Raw genomic sequence first — 22,635 nt, forward strand, 5'->3', positions numbered from 1 at the left:
TGCCTCCTTGACTGTGGGCCGCGGCGCGGGCGCGTCGCGACACCCCTCAGGAGACGGCTGCGGCCCGGTTGATACTCCAGGTTGTGCGCCAGGGGGCGCCGAAGCAGGTGTAGGCGCCGGCGGCCGGTGTGCCGGCGGTGGCGGCGGCCAGCGCGGCCGCCGCGTCGAGCCCGCGGGCCAGGCCGTCGTGGTAGCGGCTCATCGTGGCGGCGGCCGTGGCGTCGGCGATGGGGGACACGGGGGCGACGACGCACGCGACGCCGCGCGCCAGCAGCGTCGCGGTCAGCCCCAGCGGCTGCTCGCCGGGCCGGTGCGTCGTGCGGCCGACCTCGCACGCGCTCAGCACGATGTGGCTGGCCCGGAGCCGCACGCGTTCCAGCTCGTGCGCCACGACGGTGCCCTCCGCGAGCCGGAGGCTGGAGAACAGCGGCGAGTCGGGGCGGTGCAGGCCGTGGGCCGCGACGTGCACCAGGTCCGCCCTGGCGAGGGCCTCGCCGAGCCGGGAGGCCCTCTCTGCGCCCCAGGTGACCTCGACGGCGGCCACCTCGGCGTCGGCGAGCGGCAGGTCAGGCCCGCTCAGCGCGGTCACGACGGGGTCGGCGACCTGACGACCGCAGGTCGCCCAACTGGACGCCGTCGGGGCGACGGTGACGCTCCGGCCCGCCAGGTCGGGCAGCGCGAGCCAGGGAACACCCGCCAGCTCGCGGGACGGGACAACAACCAGCGGGGAGGCCCCGGACAGTGGCCGGGCGACCACCTCCGACAGCGCCCCCAGCCGCGCGGCCAGGGAGGCGTCGACGGTGGCAGCGAGGGGGTGCGCCGAGCCGATGCGGGCCCGGGCCGTGAGGTCCGTGAGCGCCGCGCCGGCCAGCGCCGTGATCTCCGTGCGGCCGCCCAGCCTCACGAGCCGCTCGGGTCCCTGCCCGAGGACGGCCACCCACAGCTCGTCGGCCATCGGGACCGCCACGGCGAGCGTGACGCCGTTCTCGCGCACAGCCCGTCGCAGCCTGGCGATCGGCAGCGTGAGGACCGCGGCCGGCACGTCGGTGGCGAGCCACGTGACGGACTGGAGCTCCCGTTCCGCGTCGACGACGGCCCGCTCGCAGGCGGCCGACGACGGGTCGGCGTTCGCGGCGGCCCGCACGCGACGCAGCTCGGCGGCGGCCTCGGCGACGCGCGGGTCCTCGTCGGGTTCCATCCTCGGCGTGGGACGCAGCGCCGCGCGCCACCGCTCGGTCGCGTCGATCAGCGTGGCCACGCGCCGACCGGGGGCGGCCCGCGCGGCCAGGGCGATGTCGAGGTCGGCCGCCTGGACTCCGTGCAGCGCGACGGCCGCGCGCAGGTCGAGGCTGGAGGTGCCGAGTTGGGCCCGCAGCAGCGTCGAGTAGGCCGACCGGAGCTGGCGGCGGGCCCGCGGCAGGTCGCCCTGGCGGTCGGACTCGCGGGCCAACGCGACGAGCCCGGCGAGGCGCCGCGACACGACGGGGGAGCGGGCGAGCGTGCGGGTGGCCTCGGCGAGGCTCTCACGGGTGGGGTCGCCCGACGGGGTCAGCGAGAGGAGGACGGCGGCGGCCTGCGGGGCGACCCAGCGGTCTCCCGCTCGCCGTGCCTTCACGAGCAGGGCCTCCGCGGCATCGTGCTGAGGCTCCGCCTGCAGCGCCACGAGGAGGCAGCGCCTGGCCCAGGCGGGCTCGCCGCGCCCCGCGAAACCGTCGGCGGCCTGCCTGGCGAGCCTGGCTGCCTCGGTCGCGTGGCCGAGCAGCAGCAGGGCGCGGGCCAGTTCGTGGTCCCGCTCGCCACCCAGGTGGGGGTCGGTGGGGGCCATGTCGGCCAGCAGGGACCTGGCCTCGTCGACGAGCCCGGCCTCGAGCAGCACGCGGGCGCGGTCGAGGCGCGACGTGTTGCGGTCGAGATCGACGTCGATCGCGTCGGCCTCCCGCATGGCGGCAAGTGCCTCGGGCAACTGGCCGCGCACGAACAGCACCCAGCCGAGGTTGTGGCGGGCCATGAACAGCAGCGGCGTGGCGCCCAGCACCTCGGCCAGTTCGGCGCAGGCACGCAGATCGGCCACCGCCGCGTCCGGGCGCCAGAGCTCCGAGGCGAGCGTGCCGCGGTTCAGGAACAGCCGGACGCGGTCGGGCGGGGGAAGCGAGTCGGGGTCGACCCGGCCGAGCGCGGCGAGCGCGGCGTCCAGCTCTCCGGAGCGTGCGAGCACGATCCCCTCCTGCACGCCGGCGGCCGCCGCGACGTGTGGCAGCAGCGCTGCGTCGGCGGCGACGGCGCGGACCTCGGCGAGCGCCGCCGCCGGCCCGGACCTCTCGAACGTCACCCAGCTCGACGAGAGCCGCACCCGCAGCCGCGTCTCGGCGTCGGACGGGCCGCAGACGGCGAGCGCACGACGAAGCAGCAGGTCGGCCGCGTCGGTCCGCTGCTCAGCCAGCGCGGCGCGGGCCTGCTCGTACAGCTCGGTGGGTGAGGTCAAGACGCTCCCGGGATCTCGATGAACGGGGTGGCCACCGCCCGGTCGCCCGCGCGGACGGGGTGGATGACGAAACGGACGCTGCCGGGCTGCACCGCGGGCCACTCGAGCCGCCCCGTCGCGTCGGAGGTGGAGGTGTACACGGCGGTGGAGGTGTGCAGGTCGACGCGGACGCCACCTCCGGTGATCCATCCGGCCACCCGCACGCCATCGTCGGACGGGGCCCACGTCACCATCAGGCTGATGGTCGACGCGGTGAACGTGACGGTGTCGACCTCAGCCCTGGCCGGCTGCAGGGCATCGCTGGTCAGGACAGCCAACTCGGCGTTCATCAGCTCCAGCGACACGGCCAGGGCTATGCGGTCCAGCATCCCGGGGGGCATCGGGTCGGCCTGTTCCTGAGCGTCGGCGAGCGCCGCCAGCAGGGCGAGGTCGTCGTCGGTCAGTGGGGCATCGGCGTCGTGGGAGTTCATGACCGGCTCCATCCTGGGTCGTGGGACAGCGCGGCGCGCAGCGCGGCGAGGCAGCGGCCGCGCGTCGGGCCGATGGACCCCACCGGCATGCCGAGCGCCTTCGAGATGGCCGCGTAGTCGGGCGTCGCGGCGTACGCGACGACGCGCAGCAGCGCCTGGCAGCGTGGGTTGAGCGTCGCAACGTGGCGCCACAGGCGGGCGTTCGCGTCGCCGTCGAGGACGCTGTCCTCCGGGCCGGAGGTCTCGTCCACAGGCTCGACGTCGAGGGGCTGGGTCGGCCGGCCGCCGGCGACGCGCCAGGACTCGCGTCGGACGCTGGTCAGCAGCCACGCGAACACGGCCTGTGGGTCACGGACACCGTCGGCGTGCCGGACCAGGGACACCCAGGCGCCCTGCACGACGTCCTCGGCCTGTTCGCGCGTCAGCCCGCACGACCTGGCGGCGGCCCAGAGCGGCGGGGTGAGCAGCCGGACGAGGTCGGCCATGCGTGCGGTGTCACCCGCGAGGTAGTCGAGGAAGGCGGCGCCCGCCTCGTCGGAGAGCGAGCCGGTCCGGCCGGGGGTGGTCATGGCCGCCACCCCATTTCTGCCGTGATGGCGGCCCAGCCGCGCTGCACGCCGGCCTTCGCGTCGAGCTCCGGCAGCGTGCGGTCGGTGGCCAGCCGCGCGGCCAGCTGCCCTGCGAGCACGGGCGCCGCGAACGACGTCCCCGACCAGGTGGCGAACCCGCCGACGAAGGAGTCCGGGTCGATGGTGGCGCGCCGCCGGCCCGCGTGCTGCAGCCGGGCGGCCGGCTCGAGCTCCCCGTCGAGGTCGACGGGCAGGGTGCTGACGAGCCCGGCGCCGGGGCGGTGGCACGAGACCCAGTCGCCTGCGTTGGAGAAGTACGCGTCGGTCCCGTCGGGGTTCAGCGCGCCGACGCTGACGAGCGGGACCGCCGCCGGGTCGAACGGGGCCGCGCCCGCGAAGGCCGCCGGGTACAGGGGTTCGGTCGTGGACTGGTTGCCCGCGGAGGCGACGACGGCGACGCCGACGGAGCCCAGTTCGTCGAGGACGACCCGCAACGGGGCGTCCTCCAGCGAGTCTTCGGGGTCCTCGTGGTAGTAGCCCAGCGCCAGGCAGATGACGTCGATCAGCTCGCCGGTGGTGCCGTCGGCCTGGGCCTGTACCTGGCGGACGAGCAGCAGCGCGAGGACCTGGATCAGCGCACCCTCGGGCACGCCGCCGGCCTCGTCGACGATCGGCACGACCTGCAGCCGCGCCTCGGGACACGTCTGCCGGATCAGGCCGGCCATGAACATCGCGTGCCCGGCGTACGGCAGCAGCGACCCGTCGAGGGGGTTCCGAGGCTCCGGCGGATCGGCGACGGGGACGTCGCCGCCCAGCCCGAGCCGCAGCCCCGCCGCGTGCACCTCGTCGGTCGCGCGGGCGGGATCCTCGAACCAAGGGTGGGCTCCGAGCACCGTGTCGCAGATGACCACCAGCGGCGTACGCCTGAGCCGTCTCGCCCGCAGCGCCGGGTCGGGTGCGACGACGGCGACGGGGCTCCGGCCGCCGCTGCCGGGCCGCTGGTACTGCGCCGACGGCGGCTCCCCGGCGGGCATGGACACGTAGTAGGGCATCGAGACGTAGTACGGCATCGACACGTAGTAGGGCCCGAGTGTCATCAGATGGTCCAGGGCGAGGCCGCGGGCGGTGTCGGGGTCGGTCCGGCGGGCTGCCTGCAGGATCGGCCACGCGTCGACGGGCGGACCGTCCCGGCGCACGAGCCGGACGCTGGTCACCCAGCTGCGGTCGAGGAGTTCGACCAGTCGGCCGTCGATGCTGCCGATCACCTTCTGCAGGGCGTCGGACTCCTGGTCCGTGACGACCTCTGTCCCCGACTGCTCGGCCACCTTGCGGAGCAGTTCCAGTGGGGCGTCCTGCGAGCGGCCGGGGAGCCCTCGCACGAGGATCCGGTCGCCGAGGTAGGTGGTGGTGCGCGGCGCTGACCCGGAGGGCAACTGCTCGCTGAGTGGGTCGAGCACCCGTAGGACTGACTGGGACACGCCTGCCTCCGATCATGGCTGGATACACCTGCCAGGAGGGCCGGGGATCGCGCCTGATACCGGGATTCTGCTCCCGTGGGAGGTCAGGGATGCCGCTCGTGTCGGACGACCACGGTACTTAGGTGCACCCCCCTGATCCGGCCGGAGAGGCCCGGCGTATCCTCGCCGCTACGTGGGTCTGCCGCGGTGGCAGCCGACCAGTTTCGAAGGAGAGACTCATGGTCTACCGCATGATCTTCAACCAGAACGCGTACTTCGGGCGCGGGGCCATCAAGGAGATTCCGGCCGTCGCGGCGGCGCGTGGATTCACCAAGGCATTCATCGTCACCGACCCGGTGCTGGCCGACCCAGCGGTCGGCACGGCAGCGAAGGTGACCGCGATCCTCGACGAGGCGGGCATCGCCTACGAGATCTTCACCAACGTGCAGCCGAACCCGCCGGTCGAGTGCATCACCGACGGCGTCGAGAAGTTCGCCGCGTCGGGCGCCGACTTCCTGATCGGGCTCGGCGGCGGGTCGCCGCAGGACACCTGCAAGGGCATCGGCATCATCAGCGCGAACCCGGAGTTCGCCGACGTGCTGAGCCTCGAGGGGGTCGCGGCCACCCGCAACCCGTCCGTCCCGATCTTCGGAGTGCCCACCACGGCCGGCACCGCGTCCGAGACCACCATCAACTACGTGATCACCGACACGGCGCGCAAGCGCAAGTTCGTCGCCGTCGACCCGCACGATATCCCCGTCGTCGCGTTCGTCGATCCCGATCTGACCGACGGCATGCCGCGCGGACTCAAGGTGGCCACGGGTCTCGACGCCCTGACCCATGCGATCGAGGGCTACATCACGCCCGGCGCGTGGGCGCTGTCCGACGCCCTGTCGCTCAAGGCGATCCAGATGATCGCCGCGAACCTCGCGAAGTCGGCCGACGGCGACGTTCCGGCCGGCGAGCAGATGGCGTACGCCTCCTACGTGACGGGCATGGCGTACTCCAACGTCGGCCTGGGACTGGTGCACGGCATGGCGCACCCGCTCGGCGGTCGACTCGGCGTCGCGCACGGCGTGGCCAACGGCATCCTCCTCGGCACGGTCATGGAGTACAACAAGGACTTCTCGGGCGAGAAGTACCGCGACATCGCGGCGGCGTTCGGAGTCGAGGATGCCTACACCGGCGAGCTGGAGGCCGTCCGCGACGCGGCGGTCGCGGCCGTGCGGAAGCTCACCGTCGACCTGGGCAACCCGACGACCATCACGGAGGTCGGGGCCACGGCGGCCGACGTTCCCGCGCTGGCCGCCGACGCCTTCGCCGACGTCTGCACGCCCGGCAACCCGCGTGCCGCGACCCTGGAGGACATCGAGGCGCTGTACACCGCGCTGCTCTGACCGGGGTCGGATCGGGGGCGGGTCAGGGCCCTCCCGCTCCCGATCGCGCCCGGCGGCGGGCAGACTGGGGGTATCACCGCAGAAGGAGTGCCCCATGACCGAGAAGAACGACGACGTGACGGCGGAGACCCCGATCGTCGACGCCGAGGACGCCAAGGACTTCCAGGAGCCCGAGCAGAAGAGTGACGTCGATCAGCTGGCCGAGGGCCTGAAGAAGGCGGCCACCGAGACGGCCTACGCCACCGTCGGCCTGGTCGACCTCGTCAGCTCGAAGGCCCGCGAGTTCTACGACGACCAGAAGAAGCAGTACGCGACGGCGCACCCGGATGAGGACGCCCAGACGACCAGTGGCTTCCTGACCCAGCTGGGCAGCCAGCTCGACAAGCTCGTCGCCGACATCGCAGGTGGCTTCCGTGACCTGGCAGACCGTGGCCGCAGCGCGGGTCGCGACACGGCTCCGGCGGCTGAGGTCACGAAGGATGCCGAGCCGGAGGTGACGAAGGACTCTGAGTCCGCGGTGGAGCCGCCCGAGGCCGCTCCGGCCGAGGCCGCCTCCGACGTCGCCGACGACGGACCTGCTTACTGATTGATCGCCCCAATCGAGGCCGCCACCGGAGTTCCGGTGGCGGCCTTTCATCTGGCCCTTGGCAAGGTGTTTCATCCATGGCTGTTCGCCTTGGGTGAACGAGCCTCAAGTCGAGCAGCCTGGTTCGAAAACTGTCGGTGGGGGTCCGTAGCCTCGTGATATGGGGGATGAGCAGCTGTCGACGGGCGTGGCGTTGGCCGCGATCGCCAGCGTGCTCTCGTCCATCGACCACTCCCAGCGCGTCGGGATCGACCACCGGGAACGGTTGGACCTGCTGCGGCAGGTGCGCCGGGCGAAGGATCGCCTTGCCGGGTTGGAGGCGTGCCTGATCTCGGAGGCCGAGACGTGTGGCTCGGCTGAGGTGGTGAGCGGGACGCAGCTGTCGAGCCTGCTGGGCAGGGAGGAGCATCTCGACAGGAGTGAGGCCCGCCGACAGATCGGCCAGGCGGGGCGGATCGCCCGGCATTCCGACGTGGCGCGGGCCGTGGTGGACGGGGCGCTCAGCCCGGGCCACGCCGTCAGCGTCGGCGAGGCCCTCGGTCGCCTGCCTCTCGCGCTGACCGACGAGCAGCGCGAGAGCGCCCGCGGGTTCCTCCTGGAGAAGGCGCGGAGCGCGACTCCGCGTCAGGTGGCTGACAGTCACGACGAGGTTCTGCAGGCGGTGGCGCCGGAGCTGCTGCCCACGGACGCGCAGCTCGACGCGCGGCTGCGTCGGCAGCGTGAGCGGGCGCTCCATCGTCGTCACCTCGTGTACGGGCCCGATCCCGAGTACCCCGGCTCCTGGTACTTCAAGGGTTCCCTGCCGGCGCTCGAGGCGGAGATCTTGGTGAACGCGATCACCGCCCAGGTCGCGGATCGGAAGCGGGCCGAGCGTCGACAGCGCCACCGGGACCTGACTCCTACCTGGCAGCAGCGTCAGGCCGACGCGCTGGTCGCCGTCGCGGCCGGGAGCAGCCACGCTGTGGCCGGCGACGAGGAGGCTTCCGTGACGCGTGATCCCGAGGTGCCCGCTCGGGCGGAGAGCGACGTGGCCGGGACCGGATCGACTGATGCGGCGTTGCAGCCGACGCGCGTGCCAGCTGATGCGGGGCTGCGGCCGACGCGCGTGCCCGGCGGTGCGGCGCTCCGTCCGGCATTTGTTCCACCGACTGAGGGGCCGCGGCCGACGTTCGTGCCAGCGGGTGCGGCGACCCGGCCGACGCTCGTGGTCACCGTCAGCTACGAGGAGCTGCTGAACCAGTCCTACGCAGGCGGCGTTCTGGCCTCCGGCCAGCGGGTCCCGGCCGGCGAGCTTCGTCGGATCGCGTGCGACGCCGAGGTGATCCCCGTCGTGCTGGGTGGACGCTCCGAGTTGCTCGACCTTGGCCGGGCGGAGCGGTGGGTCACCCCAGGGCTCCGCCGGGCGCTCGCGATCCGCGACGGGGGATGTATCTTCCCCGGCTGCGAGGCGACGGCGGTCGAGTGTGAGGCGCATCACGTCGTCCCGTGGTGGGCCGGCGGATCGACGTCGCTGGAGAATCTGGCGCTGTTGTGCCCGTTCCACCACTCCAAACTGGAACCCACCCGAACCGACGGTATTGAGAACCGCGACGGCTGGCGAATATTGTTCGACCGCGAGACCCGAAGACCCGTCGTCGTGGAGCCGGACACCGGCTGACCCCCTCGCGGGAGACGGGTAGGGGCGGGCCGGGCTTACGGTGGGGTTTCCTGGTGCCGGTTCCCGACCTCGGCGGGCTTGGCCCCGGTTCCCGGCCTCGGGGGCTTGGTCCCGGTTCGCCGAGCACTTCGACAGGCTCAGCACATGCACTTCGACAGGCTCAGCACATGCACTTCGACAGGCTCAGCACATGCCTGCCTGTCGAGGTGCCTCGAGCGGAGCGAGAGTCTGCCCGGGTAGGACTTCCCTTCGCCGCGATCATGCCCGGTTCGCCGCGCTCATGCCCGGTTCGCCGACCACTTCGACAGGCTCAGCACATGCCTGTCGAGGTGCCTCGAGTGGAGCGAGAGACCCTCCTGGACAGGACCTTCCCTTCGCTGCGCTCAGGGGTCAAGTCCCGTGGTGTGGTGTCATTCCGTTGCTTCCTGTTGGTGGGTGATGGTCAGGCGGTGAGGTAGAGCTCGTGGTGGGCGGGTTCGGTGTGTTCGTGGAGGGTGTGGACGAGTTTGCGCATGGAGATGTCGGAGAAGTAGCGGCGTTCGCCGTAAGACCATTCCTCGTGCTGCTCCTGGAGGACGGCGCCGATGAGGCGGGTCACGGAGTCGCGGTCGGGGAAGATCTGGACGACGTCGGCGCGTCGTTTGATCTCCCGGTTGAGGCGCTCGATGGGGTTGTTCGACCAGACCTTTTGCCAGTGCTCGCGCGGCAGCGTCGCGAACCCGGTCAGGTCCGCTTCGGCGGCCTCGAGCATCGCGGTGACCTCGGGAAACGCGGAGCGGAGGCTGTCGGTGACGGCCTTGTATTGCGCGATCACGGTTTGGGTCGTGGTCTGCGCGAAGATCGTGGAGATCAGCGCGTTGACCGGTTTCGAGTGGGCCGATCCGAGGCGTTGAGTTACGTTGCGGGCGAAGTGGACCCGGCATCTCTGCCACCCCGCTCCGGGCAGGATCGCTTTCACTGCCGCTTTCAGTCCGGCGTGCGCGTCGCTGGTGACCAGGGTCACCCCGAGCGGGTCCGCATCGGTGGCGACCTTGAGGCCACGGTCGCGCAGCGAGCGGAGGAACTCGGTCCAGAAGTCGGTGGTCTCCGCGTCACCGAGCGCCATCCCGAGGATCTCGCGTCGGCCCTCACCAGAGACTCCGGTCGCGACGACCAGTGCTTGGGAGACGACCCGGCCGCGGTGGCGGACGTCGAGGTAGGTGGCGTCGAGGAACAGGTACGGGAACCAGGTGTGATCGAGTCTGCGGTGCAGGAACTCGTGGACTGCCTCGTCGATCTCGCCGCAGATCCGCGACACCGTCGAGCGGGAGATGCCGGTGTCGTTGCCGAGCGCACGGATCAGGTGCTCGACCTTCCGGGTCGAGACCCCGTCGATCCAGGCCTGGCAGATCACCGCGTAGAGGGCCTTATCGACCCGCCGCCGCGGGTGCAACAGAGACGGGAAGAACGACCCTTCCCGCAGCTTCGGGATCTGCAGGTCGACCTCCCCGGCCGGGGTCGCGAGGACCTTCGGGCGCGTGCCGTTGCGGCGGGTGGTCCGTTCCGGGGTGCGCTCGTAACGGGCGGCGCCGATCTTCGCGGTCGCTTCCGCGTCGACAAGGTCTTGCAGGCCGGCCTGCAGCATCCGGCGGAACACGTCCTGATGCGCGAGGTCGGGATCGGCGAGAACTTCACCGATCAGGGTCGAAAGGGCAGACTGGTACTGGGTCATCGTGGGATCTCTGCTTTGCTTCTTGCCGGAAACAACTGGTCATCCCACGATGGCCCTTCAACGTCCACGACGACGAGAACCCCCACAGGATTGACACCACGCTATGGGACTCACCCCGCTCAGGGCGTTTCGACAGGGCCTGTGCTGAGCCTGTCGAAGTGCTCAACGAGCCGATTCGCCGTGCTGTGCCGCGGGCAAGCCACCGCTACCGAGCGACGACGGACTCAGCCCTTGTTCGCCGAGCACCGCGTCAGGCTCAGCCCGACCTGGGTAGAGGCGCCACGAGTGGAGCGAGAGGTCTGCCCGGGCAGAGCTTCCCTTCGCCGCGCTCATGCCCGGTTTGCCGAGCACTTCGACAGCCTCAGCACATGCCTGTCGAGGTGCCTTGAGCGGAGCGAGAGTCTCCCCGGGCAGGGCTTCGTTTCGCCGCGCTCATGCCCGGTTCGCCGAGCCTGTCGAGGTGCCTCGAGCGGAGCGAGAGGTCTGCCCGGGCAGGACTTCGTTTCGCTGCGCGCAGGGCGTCTCGACAAGCATGTGCTGAGCCTGTCGAAGTGCTCAGCGAGGCCGGCCGCTGCCCCTGCCAGCGCCGCCACAGGCCCAAACGCCACCCTTACCGACCGACGCCACCCTCCGGTACACATGCCACCGCCATGGCGGTGGCGTCTGTCAACAAGGGTGGCGTCTGTCGGCAAGGGTGGCGTCTGTCGGTAAGGGTGGCGTCTGTCGGCAAGGGTGGCGTCGATCGGTAAGGGTGGCGCCGGTGCCCTGCGACCGATTTTCGTCACCTGACCGGGGAGAATCGACCACTGACCGTTTTTCGGGTCTGGACCTCGGGGCTCCCAGCGCGTCAGAGCATCGGCGTGGTGTGCCAGATGCGCTGCAGGTAGTCGCGCATCGAGCGGTCTGAGGAGAAGTAGCCGGTGCGAGCCATGTTGAGGATCGCGGAACGCATCCACGAATCCTGGTCCGCGTAGCGCTCCTCGACCTTGGCCTGCGCCGCGACGTAGGAGTCGAAGTCGGCGAGCGCCATGAAGCGGTCCTGGTTCTTCAGATTCTCCACGACCATGTCGAAGAGGTGCCGGTCGCCGTTCGAGAAGACGCCCGACGAGATGAGGTCCAGCGTGGCCTTCAGTTGCGGGTTCGCGTCGTAGTAGGAGTGCGGGTTGTAGCCCTGTGCGCCCAGCTCGGCGACCTCCGGCTCGGACATGCCGAACAGGAAGAAGTGCTTGTCGCCGACGAGCTTGCGGATCTCGACGTTCGCGCCGTCGTCCGTGCCGATCGTCAGTGCGCCGTTGAGGGCGAACTTCATGTTGCCGGTGCCGGACGCCTCCATGCCGGCGAGCGAGATCTGCTCGGACAGGTCCGCGGCGGGGATCAGCTTCTCCGCGAGGGTCACGTTGTAGTTCGCCGGGAAGGCGATCTTCAGGCGACCCTCGAGGATCGGGTCGGCGTTGATCGTCGCGGCCACCTTGTTGATCAGGTGGATGGTCTCCTTCGCCATGGCATAGCCGGGTGCGGCCTTGGAGCCGAACACGACGGTACGGGGCGTGACCTCGGAGGCGGCGATCTTTCCGGAGAGCACCTGCTCGTACAGCGACACGATGTGCAGCAGCTTCAGCGACTGTCGCTTGTACTCGTGCAGACGCTTGACCATCACGTCGACCAGGTGGCCGTCGGGCAGGTCGATGCCGTCGCGGGCGCGCAGCAGGTCGGCGATCCGATGCTTGTTCCACGCCTTGATCTCGGCGAACTGGGCCCGGAACTCCGGGTCGTCGGCGTAGGGCTCAAGCTCCTTGAGGCGCTCGAGGTCCGTCACCCAGCCGTTGCCGATGGTGTCGTTGATCAGCTCCGAGAGCTTCGGGTTCGACAGCCGGACGAAGCGACGCGGGGTGACGCCGTTGGTGACGTTGGTGAACTTCTCCGGCCACAGGGCGGAGAAGTCCGGCAGGACCTTGTCGCGCAGCAGCTGGGAGTGCAGCTCGGCGACGCCGTTGACCTTGGTGCCGGCGACGGTGGCGAGGAACGCCATCCGCACGCCCTGACCGTGGCTGATGATCGACATGTGGTGGGCTCGCAGCTCGTCGCCGGGGAAGGCCTCGCGCACCTCAGCCAGGAAGTGGTCGTTGATCTGGTAGATCAGCTCGAGGTGACGGGGAAGCAGACGCCCGAGCAGGTCGGTCGGCCACACCTCGAGGGCCTCAGGCAGCAGCGTGTGGCAGGTGTAGGCGAAGCACCGTCTGGTGACATCCCAGGCCTCGTCCCACTCGAAGTCGTACTCGTCGATCAGGATGCGCATGAGCTCCGGCACCGCGATCACCGGGTGGGTGTCGTTCAGCTGGAACGTGACCCGCTCCGGCAGGTTGTGCAGATCGAAGCCGTCCTCCAGCGAGTGGTCGATGAAGTCACGCAGCGAGCAGGCGACGAAGAAGTACTGCTGCTGGAGGCGCAGCTCCTTGCCCTGGGGGGTGGAATCCTCCGGGTACAGCACCTTGGAGATGTTCTCGGCGAACGTCTGCGCACGGACGGCCTGCGCGTAGTCGCCGGAGTTGAAGATCTGCAGGTCGAACGCCTTGGTGGCCTGCGCGGACCAGAGGCGCAGCGTGTTCACGCGGCCGTTCAGGTAGCCGGGGACCATGTAGTTGTAGGGCACGCCCAGCACGTTCCAGGCGGGCACCCAGCGGACGCGCTCGCGGCCGTCCTCCCCGATGTAGCGCTCGGTGTGGCCGCCGAAGTCGACCTGCACGGAGGCCTCCGGGTGCGGGAACTCCCACGGCGAGCCGAGCGACAGCCACGTGTCGGGCTGCTCGACCTGACGACCATCGACGAAGGTCTGGCGGAAGATGCCGTACTCGTAGCGGATGCCGTAGCCCACGCACGGCACGTCCATGGTGGCGAGCGAGTCGATGAAGCAGGCGGCGAGGCGGCCGAGACCGCCGTTGCCGAGGCCCGGCTCCACCTCCTGGGCGCGGAGCGTCGCGATGTCGATACCGCACAGCGCCAGGCCCTTCTCGGCGATGTCGCTCAGGTCGGTCGCGAGCAGCGCGTTGCCGAGCTGGCGGCCCAGCAGGTACTCGGCGGAGAGGTAGCCGATGGTCTTCGGCTTGTTCTCGTGCACCTTGCGGTTCGTCTCGAGCCAGCGCGCCATCAGGTAGTTGCGGACGGTGCTGGCCAGCGCCATGTACTGGTCGTTGACCGACGACAGGGACAACGGGACACCCTGGTTGGTGTTCAGCTCGTGCAGGAACTCCTTCACGAATCCGTCGACGGAGTGGGGCGGGGCGCCGACGGGGGCGGTTGCCAACGGGTGGGTCGGCTTCCCGGAGGGACCCAGATCACGCGATTCGGTGGTCGGGGACTCGTCGGCCAGCGGAAGCTGGTCAGTGCGCACGTTCTCAGACATAGGCCCCACACTAGTCGGAGTGCGTGAATTGATGGTTTGCGGGCAGGTGACGTGCGCGTAACAACTCGTGGTGGAGCCGGAGTTCGTGAGGAGGTTAGGGCACACTAAGCTGCCGCACATGTCCAAGCCCCGCCCAGCGGCCAGAACCCTCATCGTGCTCGTCGCGTTGCTGGTCCTTGTCGCCCTGGCGGCCATCTTCTCCATGATGGTCGGCAGCAATCCCATCTCGGCGCCCCAGGTGGTCGCGGCCCTTGTCGACCGCGCCAACGACCCCGGCTCGGTCGTCTGGGGTTCGCGCGTCCCCCGCACGGTCCTCGGGCTCCTCGTCGGGGCGGCGCTCGGCCTGGCCGGAGCCGTGATGCAGGGCCAGACCCGCAACCCACTTGCGGACCCGGGCGTGCTGGGTGTCTCGGCCGGCGCGAGCCTCGCCGTCGTGGCCGGCGTGTACCTGTTCCGCGTCACCTCCGTCCTCGGCACGCTGAGCTTCGCGCTGGTGGGCGCCCTGGTCGCCAGCGTGGTCGTGTTCTCGGTCGCCGCGCTCGGCCGCGACCTCAGCAGCCCCGTGCCGCTGGCCATCGCCGGCACCGTCGTGTCCTCCCTCCTGGTGGCGCTCACCTCGCTGCTGGTGCTCCGCGACGAGACGACCCTGGCCGCCTACCGGATCTGGGTCGTCGGCTCGCTCTCGGGGCGCAGCCTCGACGGCGTGGAGGCGGCCGCGCTGCTGGCCGTCCTCGGGGCGGTCTTCGCCGCGCTGAACGTGTCCTCGCTCAACGCGCTGGCGCTCGGCACGGAACTCGCCACCGGGCTCGGGGTCAACCTCGTCCGTGCCCGCCTCGTCGGTCTCGCGGCCGTCACGCTGCTCACGGCGAGCGCCGTCGCGATCACGGGCCCGATCGGCTTCGTCGGCCTGACCGCCCCGCACGTGGCGCGGTCAATGGTCGGCGGCAACCACGCGTCGCTGCTGCCGGCGTCGGCGCTGATCGGCATGGTCGTGCTCCTGCTGAGCGACGTGCTCGGCCGCACCGCCGGCGGCGACGGCACGGCGGAGGTGCCCGTGGGCGTCGTCCTGACCGTCCTGGGGGGCATCGTGTTCATCCTGATCGTCCGACGCGTGAAGGTGGCCGCGCTGTGAGCATCGCCAGCACCTCCGTCAGCAGCGGCCGCCGGGCCGCCCGCAGCGTCGTCACCGACATCGCCTTCGTCGCCGTCCTGTTCGCGCTGGTCGTCGCCGGGCTGGTCGTCGGCTCCTCGTCGCTGTCCCCAGCCGATGTCGTCGCCACGCTGTTCGGGCAGGGCGACGCCAAGATGCAGCTCATCGTGTTCGAGCTCCGCATGCCGCGCGTGGCCGCCGCGCTCGTCGTCGGACTCTGCCTCGGCATGGCCGGCGCGCTCGCGCAGGGTTTCGCGCGCAACCCGCTCGCCTCGCCCGACATCCTCGGCGTCACCTCCGGCGCGAGCCTCGGCGCCGTCGCCGCCATCGTGCTGGGCGGCGGCACCTACGCGGTGGCGAGCACGCTCAGCTCGGTCGGCATCCCGCTCGCCGCCATCGTCGGCGCGCTGGCCGCCTCCGCCGCGGTCTACGGGCTCGCCTGGCGCGACGGCGTGGAGAGCTACCGGCTCATCCTGATCGGCATCGGCGCTACCGCCACGCTCGGCGGCATCACCAGCTTCCTCGTCGCCCGCGCGCAGATCACCGACGCGGCGCAGGCCGCGCAGTGGATGGTCGGCAGTCTGTCGGGCGTGTCCTGGGCGAGCGTGTGGCCCGCCGCGCTGGCGCTGCTGATCCTCGCCCCGGTCGCACTCAGCCAGTCGCGCAACCTCGACATCGCCCAGCTCGGCGACGAGCTCACGGTCGGCCTCGGCGTGCGGATCCAGCTCCACCGCCTGCTGCTGCTGTTCGTCGCGACCGTGCTCACCGCCGTCGCAGTCTCGGCCAGCGGCCCCGTGGAGTTCGTGGCCTTCGTCGCGCCGCAGATCGCCCGCCGGGTGGCCCGTGTCTCCCGCCCGCCGCTGCTGGCCTCCGCCCTGATGGGCGCCATCATCGTGCTCGGCGGCGACTCCTTCGCCCGGGCCGTCGCGCCCGGCCTCCCCGTCGGCGTCATCACCGTCATCGTCGGTGCGCCGTACCTCATCTGGCTTCTCATCCGCGGTCGACAGAAGGAGACCACAGCATGACCGTCACCACCACACCCGCACTCGAGGCGCGGGGCGTGACCCTCGGCTACGAGGGCAACGTCGTGTTCCGCGACCTCGACATCGCCATCGAGCCGGGCCGGATCACCGGCCTGCTGGGGCCGAACGGCTGCGGCAAGTCCACGCTGCTCAAGGCCTTCGGCAGGATCCTGAAGCCCACGGCGGGCACCATCGCCTTCGACGGCGAGGACATCGCGGGCGTCTCCACCCGGGCCGTCGCCCGCCGCCTCGCGCTGCTGCCGCAGAAGCCGCTCACCCCGGCCGCGACGAGCGTGCGGGACCTGGTGGCCCGCGGCCGGCACCCCCACCAGAGCCTCTGGCGGCCCTGGACCGCCGAGGACGCCCGCATCGTCGACGAGGCGCTCGAGGCCACCGGCCTGACCGACATCGCGGACCGCGACGCCGGGTCCCTGTCGGGCGGCCAGCTGCAGCGCGCCTGGATCGCGCTGGTGCTCGCGCAGCAGGCGGGCACCGTCCTGCTCGACGAGCCCACCACGTTCCTCGACCTCGGCCACCAGGTGGAGGTGCTCAGCCTCGTCGAACAGGTCAACCGCGACCGCGGCACGACCGTCGTCATGGTGCTCCACGACCTCAGCCTCGCCGCCCGCTACTGCGACCGGCTCATCCTGCTCGCCGACGGCCGCGTCGCGGCCGACGGCTCCCCGTGGGACGTGCTGACGCCCGAGACGCTGCAGGAGTCGTTCGGGCTGCGCGCGCTCGTCATCCCGGACCCCGTCAGCGAGACCCCGCTCGTGGTCCCGCTGCTGCACGAGGGACAGGAACTGGGCTCCGCCTGACCCGCGTTTCTGCATTAGGGAAGCCTTTGCTAACTTATTCCGCATGACTCGCATCTCGAAGGTCGGCCGCCTGGCCGGCATCCTCGCCCTCACCGCGGCGTTCACGCTCGGGGCCTGCTCCTCGACCGATACCGCCACCGACGACACGTCGGCCGCCGCCAGCTCCTCGGCCTCCGGCCCCTGGACCTACACGGATGACACGGGCAAGACCGTCGAGCTCGACGCTCAGCCCACGAACATCGCCGCCTTCGCCGACTACGCAGCCGGCCTGCTGAGCTACGGCGTGACGCCGACGGCCATCTTCGGCCGCATGGACGTCGCGACGGACGAGCGCTTCTCCGAGTACGACATCTCGAACACCGCCATCGTCGGCAACAGCTACGGCGAGATCGACCTCGAGGCGCTCGCCGCCTCCGACCCCGACATCATCGTGACGGGCATCTACCCGACCGACCGCGAGGGCACCCTGGACCTCGAGGGACCCCTCTACGCGTTCGCGGACCGCGAGCAGCAGGACCAGTTGGAGAAGATCGCGCCGATCGTCGCGATCGAGATCGGCGGCAGCGGTGCCGACGTCACCCAGAGCTTCAACAAGCTCGCCTCCGCGCTGGGTGCCTCCGAGGACCGCATCAACGAGGCCAAGACCGAGTACGACGCCGCCGTCACCGCGCTGACGGAGACCGCAGGCGCCAGCGACCTCGAGGTCACCCAGATGTACGCCGACGCCAGCGGCATCTACCTGGTCAAGCCCGCCGACGAGCCCGAGACGGCCCACTACACCGAGCTCGGCGTCAACTACACCAACCTCAACCCCGACGGCGACTACTACTGGGACATCTACACCTGGGAGAACGCCGCCGACATGATGACCGGCGACGTGCTCCTGCTGAGCGAGGAGGGCATGCAGGCCGACGAGCTGGCTGAGCAGGCCACCTTCGCCGACCACCCGGCCCTGAAGGCCGGCCAGACCCACGAGTGGGGCGTCGCCGCGTTCGACTACCACTCGCAGGCCGAGCAGATGACCAAGCTGACCGACATCCTGAAGGAGTCGAAGAAGGTCACCTCCTGACCCTCCGGCCAGCCCTCAGGACCCCCGGCGCCCCGGCGTCGGGGGTCCTCCGTTTCGTGCCGGGCCGCACCCTCTGCGACGTAGGGTGCCCCCATGTGCCGCAACATCCATCCGCTGAACAACTTCGAGCCCCCCGCCACCAACGACGAGGTGCACGCCGCCGCGCTGCAGTACGTGCGCAAGGTCGCGGGGACGACGCGGCCCAGCCGGGCCAACGAGGAGGCCTTCAACCGCGCCGTCGAGGAGATCGCCCACATCACGGGGCACCTCATCGAGGCGCTCGTGACCACCGCGCCGCCGAAGAACCGCGAGGAGGAGGCCGCGAAGGCCCGCGCCCGCAGCGCCGCGCGCTACGCCAGCTGAGACCTCAGAGCAGGTTGCGCAGGATCGCGACCAGGTCCAGGTGCGTCGGCTCGACGGGGTTGGTGGGCGTGCACCCGTCGGCGAGCGCCTGCTCGGCCATCTCGTCGAGCTTCGCGCGCACCTCAGCTGGGTCGATGCCCTCGTCCGCGAGCCGGGGGTGGATGCCGAGCGCCTTGTTGAGCTTCTCGATGGCCGTGATGAACGACAGCACCCCGGCCTTGACGTTGGGCCCGGTCGACTTGCCGACGAGGTGCGCCAGCCATGCGTACTTCGTCGCGGCGCGCTCGCTGCGGGCGGCGTTGAAGGCCATGACGTGCGGCATCAGCATGGCGTTCAGCCGCCCGTGCGCGACGGGGAAGTGGCCGCCCAGCGCGTGCGCGAGGGAGTGGTTGATGCCGAGGTTCGAGTTGTTGAAGGCCATCGCGGCCAGGGTCGACGCGTTGTGCATCCGCTCGCGGGCCACGAGGTCGGTGCCCTCGTCGTAGCAGCGCTGCAGGTTCGCGCACAGGAGGTGCACCGACTTCTCGGCGCAGGCATCCGAGAAGTCGCTCGCGGCGGTCGAGACGTAGGCCTCGACGGCGTGCGTCAGCACGTCCATGCCGGAGTCCGCCGTGACCTTGGGCGGCACACCCACGACGCACTGCGGGTCGAGGATCGCGACGCCGGGCAGCATGTCGCGGGAGATCATCGGGAGCTTCGCGTGGGTGGCCTCGTCGGTCACGACGGCGAAGCTCGTCACCTCCGACCCGGAACCGGACGTGGTCGGCACCACCACCAGGCCCATGGGGGCGCCGAAGCCGCTGTCCAGGGCGGCCTTGTGCATGGCCTTCGCGGCGTCGATGGACGAGCCACCGCCCAGGGCGATGACCACGACGGGCTCGACGGCCAGGTAGCAGGCCACGCCCTTCGCGATCAGCGAGACCGTCGGGTTCGGGACGACCTCCTTGAACACCGTCGTGTCCGGCCCGAGGAAGTGCAGCACCTGCGCGAACAGCCCTGTTGTCGCCAGGAACTCATCAGTCACGAGCAGCACGCGATCGGTGGCGTAGGCCCGGAGCTCCTCCAGCGAGCCGTTCCCGAAGTGGATCTCGGTGTGCAGCGAGAAGGTGCTCATGCGGTTCCTCCGGAGAACTGGTTGCGGTACTGACTCGGCGTGATGCCGAAGTGCTTCTTGAAGCAGCGCGAGAAGTAGTTGACCGGCTGGAAGTCCAGCTCGGTCGCGATCCTCAGCACGGGCTTGGTGGTGTGTGCGAGCAGCAGCTTGGCCCGGTCGAGGCGCTTGGCCGAGACATAGGAGTTGAAGCTGTGCCCAGTGTGCTGCTTGAACTGGCGCGCGAAGTGCGACTCGGACAGCACCAGGTAGTTCGCGGCGCTCTGCACCGTCAGGAACGACGTGGGGTCCTTCTCGATCTCGTTGATGAGCGTGTCGACCGTGCGGTCCTTGACCGTCAGTCGCGGCTCGACGAGGTCGTGCAGCTTGATGACGAGGCGCTCGCAGTACAGCTGACACTCGTAGCGGTTCATGGGGGAGCGGCGGCTGCCGCGGTTCCGCATGACCTCCACGGTCAGGTCGCGGCCGTACTGGAGGCCCTCGCTGGTGGCGACGCCGATCAGCATGTCCTCGAAGGGCGTGAGGTCGTCACGCGGGATCTTCTGGCTCCAGCGCGGCAGCAGGTCGTCGAGGTGCCGGCTGACGATCTCCAGGTTGTCGGCAACCTTGCGATGGTGGAGGTTGCGCGCGACGCGGGCCGAATCCAGCGTCGAGGGCGGCGATTCGATGGGCATCAAAGGCAGCGCCTTGCTGCGGCCCTCCAGCAGCGGCGCCAGCACAGTGCGGTCGTGCCCGGCGGCGCTGGGGATGCCCGGCAGGCGTCCGAGGTATGGGCCGGACGCGATCACCATGGTGGGGTGCGCCCTGCCGAGGGTCTCGTTCGCGAGCGAGATGATCGCGTCGGCCGCCTTGTGCAGCTTCTCCAGGTCCACGACCTTGAGCTTGAGCGTCAACTCCTCGATCTCCGGGTCCCCGCGCCATGCCTCCTTCGCGGTCAGCATCTGCTGCAGCTGGTCCTGGCCGCTCTTCAGCAGCACCTGACCCGCGAGCACCGCGCCCAGGAAGCGGTTGCCCGTCGTGATGGAGACCGAGAAGTCCACGAGCCCCGCGTGGCACTGGTAGACGACGGGTCGCCCCTCGAGCGAGGACTGGAAACCGCCGTGCGCATCGCAGGTGTAACAGAGGCGCCGAACCGCGGGGTCACGGCGGAGGAACTGGCAGAACTCACTGAACTCGGAGGCCCTTGTCACAGGCGATCCCATGGAGTCGACGGTGATCATCGCCAACCCGGTCTCGGCCGCGAACTCGTCCTGGATCTGCTGCAGCCGGTCGACGTCGACGAGCTGTCTCAGATCTGTCACCTCATGGGTGGTCAGATCGCCGATGTTGATGGTTGACACAGAATCTCCTTGAGCTCGTCCATGCCCTCTCCGGTGAAGGCATCGGCGATGAACACGTCCCGGGCGCCGGCCAGCCGCAGCTGCCCCTCGGCCTCGTGGATCGACTCGGGGGTCCCGAGGCCGCTCTTGGTGATCACACCGATGACGGGCCGGTTGAAGGCCGTCGAGAAGCCTGGGGGGAAGCGGGTGCCGCGCTCGTCGGCCGCCTGCACGAGGACGACGGTGTCCACCGAGTAGCTGGCGGTGATCAGAGCGTGCTTGTAGAAGCGCGATTCGAGGAACTCGCCGGGGGTGTCGACGACGCCGGCCTTGACCTCGATCGCCTGCGTCTTGGCGTAGTCGAGATCCTCCCCGTGGACTGCCTGGCGCAGGGTGGTCTTGCCGACGCCGACGCTGCCGATCAGCAGTATGTGCCGCACCTCTGCCTACGTCCTCGTGATGGGGGCGGGAGTGAAGCCGAGCACGTCGCGCAGGGTGTCGACGACGTCGCGGACGGCCGTCTCGATGTCGGAGAGCTGCCCCACCAGGAGCAGCGAACCGGAGAAACGGTCGACGTAGGCGAGCTGCACCGCGGATGACTTGGTCGCGATGTCGCCGCCGATGATGGCGGCCTCGCCGGGGGTCAGGGTGAGGACCGCCACGGATCCTGCCGTCTTGTCCATCAGCCCGATCTTGGCGAAGAGCTGCTGGTCGGCGTTCGCGATGATGTGTGCGAGGGTCACCTGTTTGCCAGGGACGAACTCCTGGATGATCCTCGCTTTGTCGCTCATGGGATCCATGAGGGCACACCTCCGCGTCGTTGCTTCTGATGCAACTCTAGACAGGGGGCCCAGGCGTCTCAATGGGGGCCCGGGCTTAGGCCGGATTGTGTAACAACAGTCTCAGATCGTGTATCTGATCCCTGCGTACCCTTGTCGACGAGTGACCCCATCCCTGGGAAAACGAGACGAAGGAGTCCAACATGCAGGAAGCACTCGGACTGGTCGAGACCAAAGGATTCGTAGGTGCGGTCGAGGCCGCCGATGCGATGGTCAAGTCGGCCAATGTCCAGCTGATCGGCAGCGAGAAGATCGGCGCCGGCTTCGTGACCGTCATGGTCCGTGGCGACGTCGGCGCGGTGAAGGCCGCGACCGATGCTGGTGCGGCAGCCGCGGCGAAGGTGGGCGAGGTTGTCTCGTGCCACGTCATCCCGCGCCCCCACACCGATGTCGAGAAGCTGCTCCCCGCGGCGAAGTGAGCTGAGTCATGTCTGAAGATCTGATCAACAAGGTCATGGCCGAGGTCATGAAGAAGGTCTCCCCCGAGGCCGCACCCGCCCCCGCCGCCGGGACCCGCCCCGGCGTCACCGAGTTCGTCGGCACCAATGCGCTCGGCGACACGATCGGCCTGGTCATCGCCAACGTCGACCCGCAGCTCCACGAGATGATGGGGCTGGACAAGAAGTACCGCTCGATCGGCATCCTGGGTGCCCGCACCGGCGCCGGTCCGCACATCTTCGCGGCCGACGAGGCTGTCAAGGCCACCAACACCGAGATCCTGACCATCGAGCTGCCCCGCGACACCAAGGGTGGCGCAGGTCACGGCTCCCTGATCGTGTTCGGCGCCGAGGACGTCTCCGACGCCCGCCGCGCCGTCGAGGTCGCGCTGTCGGAGCTGGACCGCACGTTCGGCGACGTCTACGGCAACGACGCAGGCCACCTGGAGTTCCAGTACACGGCCCGCGCCAGCCACGCCCTGAACAAGGCGTTCGGCGCCCCGCTCGGCAAGTCGTTCGGCATCACGGTGGGCGCCCCCGCCGCGATCGGCGTCGTGCTCGCGGACACGGCGGTCAAGGCCTCGACGATCGACGTCGTCGCCTACTCCAGCCCTGCCTCCGGCACGAGCTTCTCCAACGAGGTCATCTCCGCGTTCTCCGGTGACTCCGGCGCCGTGCGCCAGGCGATCATCGCCGCACGCGAGGTCGGCCGTCAGCTGCTCGGCGCGCTGGGTGACTACCCCGAGTCGACCACCACCCCCTACATCTGAGGTCGTCA

At 70.2% G+C, this 22,635-nt stretch carries 20 protein-coding genes; 10 read left to right on the forward strand and 10 right to left on the reverse strand.

Annotation, left to right across the window (positions count from 1 at the left end):
* Positions 1 to 46: 46 nt before the first annotated feature.
* The 4 genes from KDB89_RS01795 to KDB89_RS01810 are packed head-to-tail and all read right to left on the reverse strand — an operon-like array spanning position 47 to position 4,999.
* On the reverse strand, positions 47 to 2,482 hold the full coding sequence (locus tag KDB89_RS01795) for a CHAT domain-containing protein (protein WP_219082952.1): 2,436 nt from the start codon (positions 2,480 to 2,482) through the stop codon (positions 47 to 49).
* Positions 2,479 to 2,952 carry a hypothetical protein gene (locus KDB89_RS01800; RefSeq protein WP_219082954.1) on the reverse strand — a complete coding sequence of 158 codons (474 nt, stop codon included), beginning with the start codon at positions 2,950 to 2,952 and terminating at the stop codon, positions 2,479 to 2,481. The genes KDB89_RS01795 and KDB89_RS01800 overlap by 4 nt, the downstream gene beginning before the upstream one ends.
* Positions 2,949 to 3,521 carry an RNA polymerase sigma factor gene (locus KDB89_RS01805; protein ID WP_219082956.1) on the reverse strand — a complete coding sequence of 191 codons (573 nt, stop codon included), beginning with the start codon at positions 3,519 to 3,521 and terminating at the stop codon, positions 2,949 to 2,951. The genes KDB89_RS01800 and KDB89_RS01805 overlap by 4 nt, the downstream gene beginning before the upstream one ends.
* The gene (locus tag KDB89_RS01810) at positions 3,518 to 4,999 is read right to left on the reverse strand and encodes a S8/S53 family peptidase (RefSeq protein WP_219082958.1); all 1,482 of its coding nucleotides are present in this window, start codon (positions 4,997 to 4,999) and stop codon (positions 3,518 to 3,520) included. The genes KDB89_RS01805 and KDB89_RS01810 overlap by 4 nt, the downstream gene beginning before the upstream one ends.
* 218 nt (positions 5,000 to 5,217) lie before the next feature.
* On the opposite strand from KDB89_RS01810, the gene fucO reads away from it, so the two are divergent.
* The 3 genes from fucO (at position 5,218) to KDB89_RS01825 (ending at position 8,618) form a co-directional block, all read left to right on the forward strand.
* Positions 5,218 to 6,375 (forward strand): lactaldehyde reductase, encoded by a 1,158-nt coding sequence (gene fucO, locus KDB89_RS01815; RefSeq protein WP_219082960.1) that lies wholly within the window; start codon positions 5,218 to 5,220, stop codon positions 6,373 to 6,375.
* Positions 6,376 to 6,469: 94 nt separating this feature from the next.
* The gene (locus tag KDB89_RS01820) at positions 6,470 to 6,961 is read left to right on the forward strand and encodes a hypothetical protein (protein ID WP_219082962.1); all 492 of its coding nucleotides are present in this window, start codon (positions 6,470 to 6,472) and stop codon (positions 6,959 to 6,961) included.
* A 160-nt stretch (positions 6,962 to 7,121) separates the two neighbouring features.
* Positions 7,122 to 8,618: an HNH endonuclease signature motif containing protein gene (locus tag KDB89_RS01825; RefSeq protein WP_219082964.1), complete on the forward strand. Its 1,497-nt coding sequence runs from the start codon at positions 7,122 to 7,124 to the stop codon at positions 8,616 to 8,618.
* Between the two features lie 442 nt (positions 8,619 to 9,060).
* Here KDB89_RS01825 and KDB89_RS01830 read toward each other — a convergent pair whose 3' ends face one another.
* Both KDB89_RS01830 and KDB89_RS01835 read right to left on the reverse strand, forming a co-directional pair.
* Positions 9,061 to 10,329, reverse strand: coding sequence for an IS256 family transposase (locus KDB89_RS01830; RefSeq protein ID WP_219080107.1), 1,269 nt, complete (start codon positions 10,327 to 10,329; stop codon positions 9,061 to 9,063).
* Between the two features lie 847 nt (positions 10,330 to 11,176).
* Positions 11,177 to 13,729 carry a glycogen/starch/alpha-glucan phosphorylase gene (locus KDB89_RS01835; RefSeq protein ID WP_219082966.1) on the reverse strand — a complete coding sequence of 851 codons (2,553 nt, stop codon included), beginning with the start codon at positions 13,727 to 13,729 and terminating at the stop codon, positions 11,177 to 11,179.
* A gap of 118 nt (positions 13,730 to 13,847) precedes the next feature.
* Between KDB89_RS01835 and KDB89_RS01840 the strand changes: the two genes are divergently transcribed.
* From KDB89_RS01840 to KDB89_RS01860, 5 genes are all read left to right on the forward strand, one after another.
* A complete protein-coding gene (locus KDB89_RS01840; protein WP_219082968.1) occupies positions 13,848 to 14,861 on the forward strand; it encodes a FecCD family ABC transporter permease in 1,014 nt (337 codons plus the stop codon).
* Positions 14,858 to 15,904, forward strand: coding sequence for a FecCD family ABC transporter permease (locus KDB89_RS01845; RefSeq protein WP_255556105.1), 1,047 nt, complete (start codon positions 14,858 to 14,860; stop codon positions 15,902 to 15,904). Before KDB89_RS01840 ends, KDB89_RS01845 begins: the two co-directional genes overlap by 4 nt.
* The gene (locus KDB89_RS01850) at positions 15,901 to 16,719 is read left to right on the forward strand and encodes an ABC transporter ATP-binding protein (protein ID WP_219082970.1); all 819 of its coding nucleotides are present in this window, start codon (positions 15,901 to 15,903) and stop codon (positions 16,717 to 16,719) included. Before KDB89_RS01845 ends, KDB89_RS01850 begins: the two co-directional genes overlap by 4 nt.
* Positions 16,720 to 16,762: 43 nt before the next feature.
* A complete protein-coding gene (locus KDB89_RS01855) occupies positions 16,763 to 17,788 on the forward strand; it encodes an ABC transporter substrate-binding protein (protein WP_219082972.1) in 1,026 nt (341 codons plus the stop codon).
* Between the two features lie 93 nt (positions 17,789 to 17,881).
* Positions 17,882 to 18,151 (forward strand): DUF2277 domain-containing protein, encoded by a 270-nt coding sequence (locus KDB89_RS01860; protein ID WP_219082974.1) that lies wholly within the window; start codon positions 17,882 to 17,884, stop codon positions 18,149 to 18,151.
* Positions 18,152 to 18,155: 4 nt separating this feature from the next.
* On the opposite strand, the gene KDB89_RS01865 is transcribed toward KDB89_RS01860, so the two are convergent.
* Genes KDB89_RS01865 through KDB89_RS01880 form a run of 4 tightly spaced genes read right to left on the reverse strand, consistent with a single transcriptional unit; the run spans position 18,156 to position 21,381 of the window.
* Positions 18,156 to 19,265, reverse strand: coding sequence for a 1-propanol dehydrogenase PduQ (locus KDB89_RS01865; RefSeq protein WP_219082976.1), 1,110 nt, complete (start codon positions 19,263 to 19,265; stop codon positions 18,156 to 18,158).
* Positions 19,262 to 20,602: a PocR ligand-binding domain-containing protein gene (locus KDB89_RS01870; protein ID WP_219082978.1), complete on the reverse strand. Its 1,341-nt coding sequence runs from the start codon at positions 20,600 to 20,602 to the stop codon at positions 19,262 to 19,264. The genes KDB89_RS01865 and KDB89_RS01870 overlap by 4 nt, the downstream gene beginning before the upstream one ends.
* Positions 20,575 to 21,021: a EutP/PduV family microcompartment system protein gene (locus tag KDB89_RS01875; protein ID WP_219082980.1), complete on the reverse strand. Its 447-nt coding sequence runs from the start codon at positions 21,019 to 21,021 to the stop codon at positions 20,575 to 20,577. The genes KDB89_RS01870 and KDB89_RS01875 overlap by 28 nt, the downstream gene beginning before the upstream one ends.
* A gap of 6 nt (positions 21,022 to 21,027) precedes the next feature.
* Positions 21,028 to 21,381 (reverse strand): BMC domain-containing protein, encoded by a 354-nt coding sequence (locus KDB89_RS01880; protein ID WP_219082982.1) that lies wholly within the window; start codon positions 21,379 to 21,381, stop codon positions 21,028 to 21,030.
* A gap of 182 nt (positions 21,382 to 21,563) precedes the next feature.
* Between KDB89_RS01880 and pduA the strand changes: the two genes are divergently transcribed.
* Both pduA and pduB read left to right on the forward strand, forming a co-directional pair.
* Positions 21,564 to 21,839: a propanediol utilization microcompartment protein PduA gene (gene pduA, locus KDB89_RS01885; RefSeq protein ID WP_219082984.1), complete on the forward strand. Its 276-nt coding sequence runs from the start codon at positions 21,564 to 21,566 to the stop codon at positions 21,837 to 21,839.
* Positions 21,840 to 21,847: 8 nt separating this feature from the next.
* The gene (pduB, locus tag KDB89_RS01890; protein ID WP_219082986.1) at positions 21,848 to 22,627 is read left to right on the forward strand and encodes a propanediol utilization microcompartment protein PduB; all 780 of its coding nucleotides are present in this window, start codon (positions 21,848 to 21,850) and stop codon (positions 22,625 to 22,627) included.
* Positions 22,628 to 22,635 lie beyond the last annotated feature (8 nt).

It is taken from the genome of Tessaracoccus palaemonis, assembly GCF_019316905.1.
Lineage (GTDB): Bacteria > Actinomycetota > Actinomycetes > Propionibacteriales > Propionibacteriaceae > Arachnia > Arachnia palaemonis.

Bases quoted from the DNA above. Each gene is read 5' to 3' on its own strand.
- KDB89_RS01855 (WP_219082972.1), top strand. From the start codon at position 16,763: ATGACTCGCATCTCGAAGGTCGGCCGCCTGGCCGGCATCCTCGCCCTC.
- KDB89_RS01865 (WP_219082976.1), bottom strand. From the start codon at position 19,265: ATGAGCACCTTCTCGCTGCACACCGAGATCCACTTCGGGAACGGCTCG.
- fucO (WP_219082960.1), top strand. From the start codon at position 5,218: ATGGTCTACCGCATGATCTTCAACCAGAACGCGTACTTCGGGCGCGGG.
- KDB89_RS01850 (WP_219082970.1), top strand. From the start codon at position 15,901: ATGACCGTCACCACCACACCCGCACTCGAGGCGCGGGGCGTGACCCTC.
- KDB89_RS01825 (WP_219082964.1), top strand. From the start codon at position 7,122: ATGGGGGATGAGCAGCTGTCGACGGGCGTGGCGTTGGCCGCGATCGCC.
- KDB89_RS01860 (WP_219082974.1), top strand. From the start codon at position 17,882: ATGTGCCGCAACATCCATCCGCTGAACAACTTCGAGCCCCCCGCCACC.
- KDB89_RS01840 (WP_219082968.1), top strand. From the start codon at position 13,848: ATGTCCAAGCCCCGCCCAGCGGCCAGAACCCTCATCGTGCTCGTCGCG.
- KDB89_RS01805 (WP_219082956.1), bottom strand. From the start codon at position 3,521: ATGACCACCCCCGGCCGGACCGGCTCGCTCTCCGACGAGGCGGGCGCC.
- KDB89_RS01830 (WP_219080107.1), bottom strand. From the start codon at position 10,329: ATGACCCAGTACCAGTCTGCCCTTTCGACCCTGATCGGTGAAGTTCTC.
- pduB (WP_219082986.1), top strand. From the start codon at position 21,848: ATGTCTGAAGATCTGATCAACAAGGTCATGGCCGAGGTCATGAAGAAG.
- KDB89_RS01835 (WP_219082966.1), bottom strand. From the start codon at position 13,729: ATGTCTGAGAACGTGCGCACTGACCAGCTTCCGCTGGCCGACGAGTCC.
- KDB89_RS01820 (WP_219082962.1), top strand. From the start codon at position 6,470: ATGACCGAGAAGAACGACGACGTGACGGCGGAGACCCCGATCGTCGAC.
- KDB89_RS01880 (WP_219082982.1), bottom strand. From the start codon at position 21,381: ATGGATCCCATGAGCGACAAAGCGAGGATCATCCAGGAGTTCGTCCCT.
- KDB89_RS01800 (WP_219082954.1), bottom strand. From the start codon at position 2,952: ATGAACTCCCACGACGCCGATGCCCCACTGACCGACGACGACCTCGCC.
- pduA (WP_219082984.1), top strand. From the start codon at position 21,564: ATGCAGGAAGCACTCGGACTGGTCGAGACCAAAGGATTCGTAGGTGCG.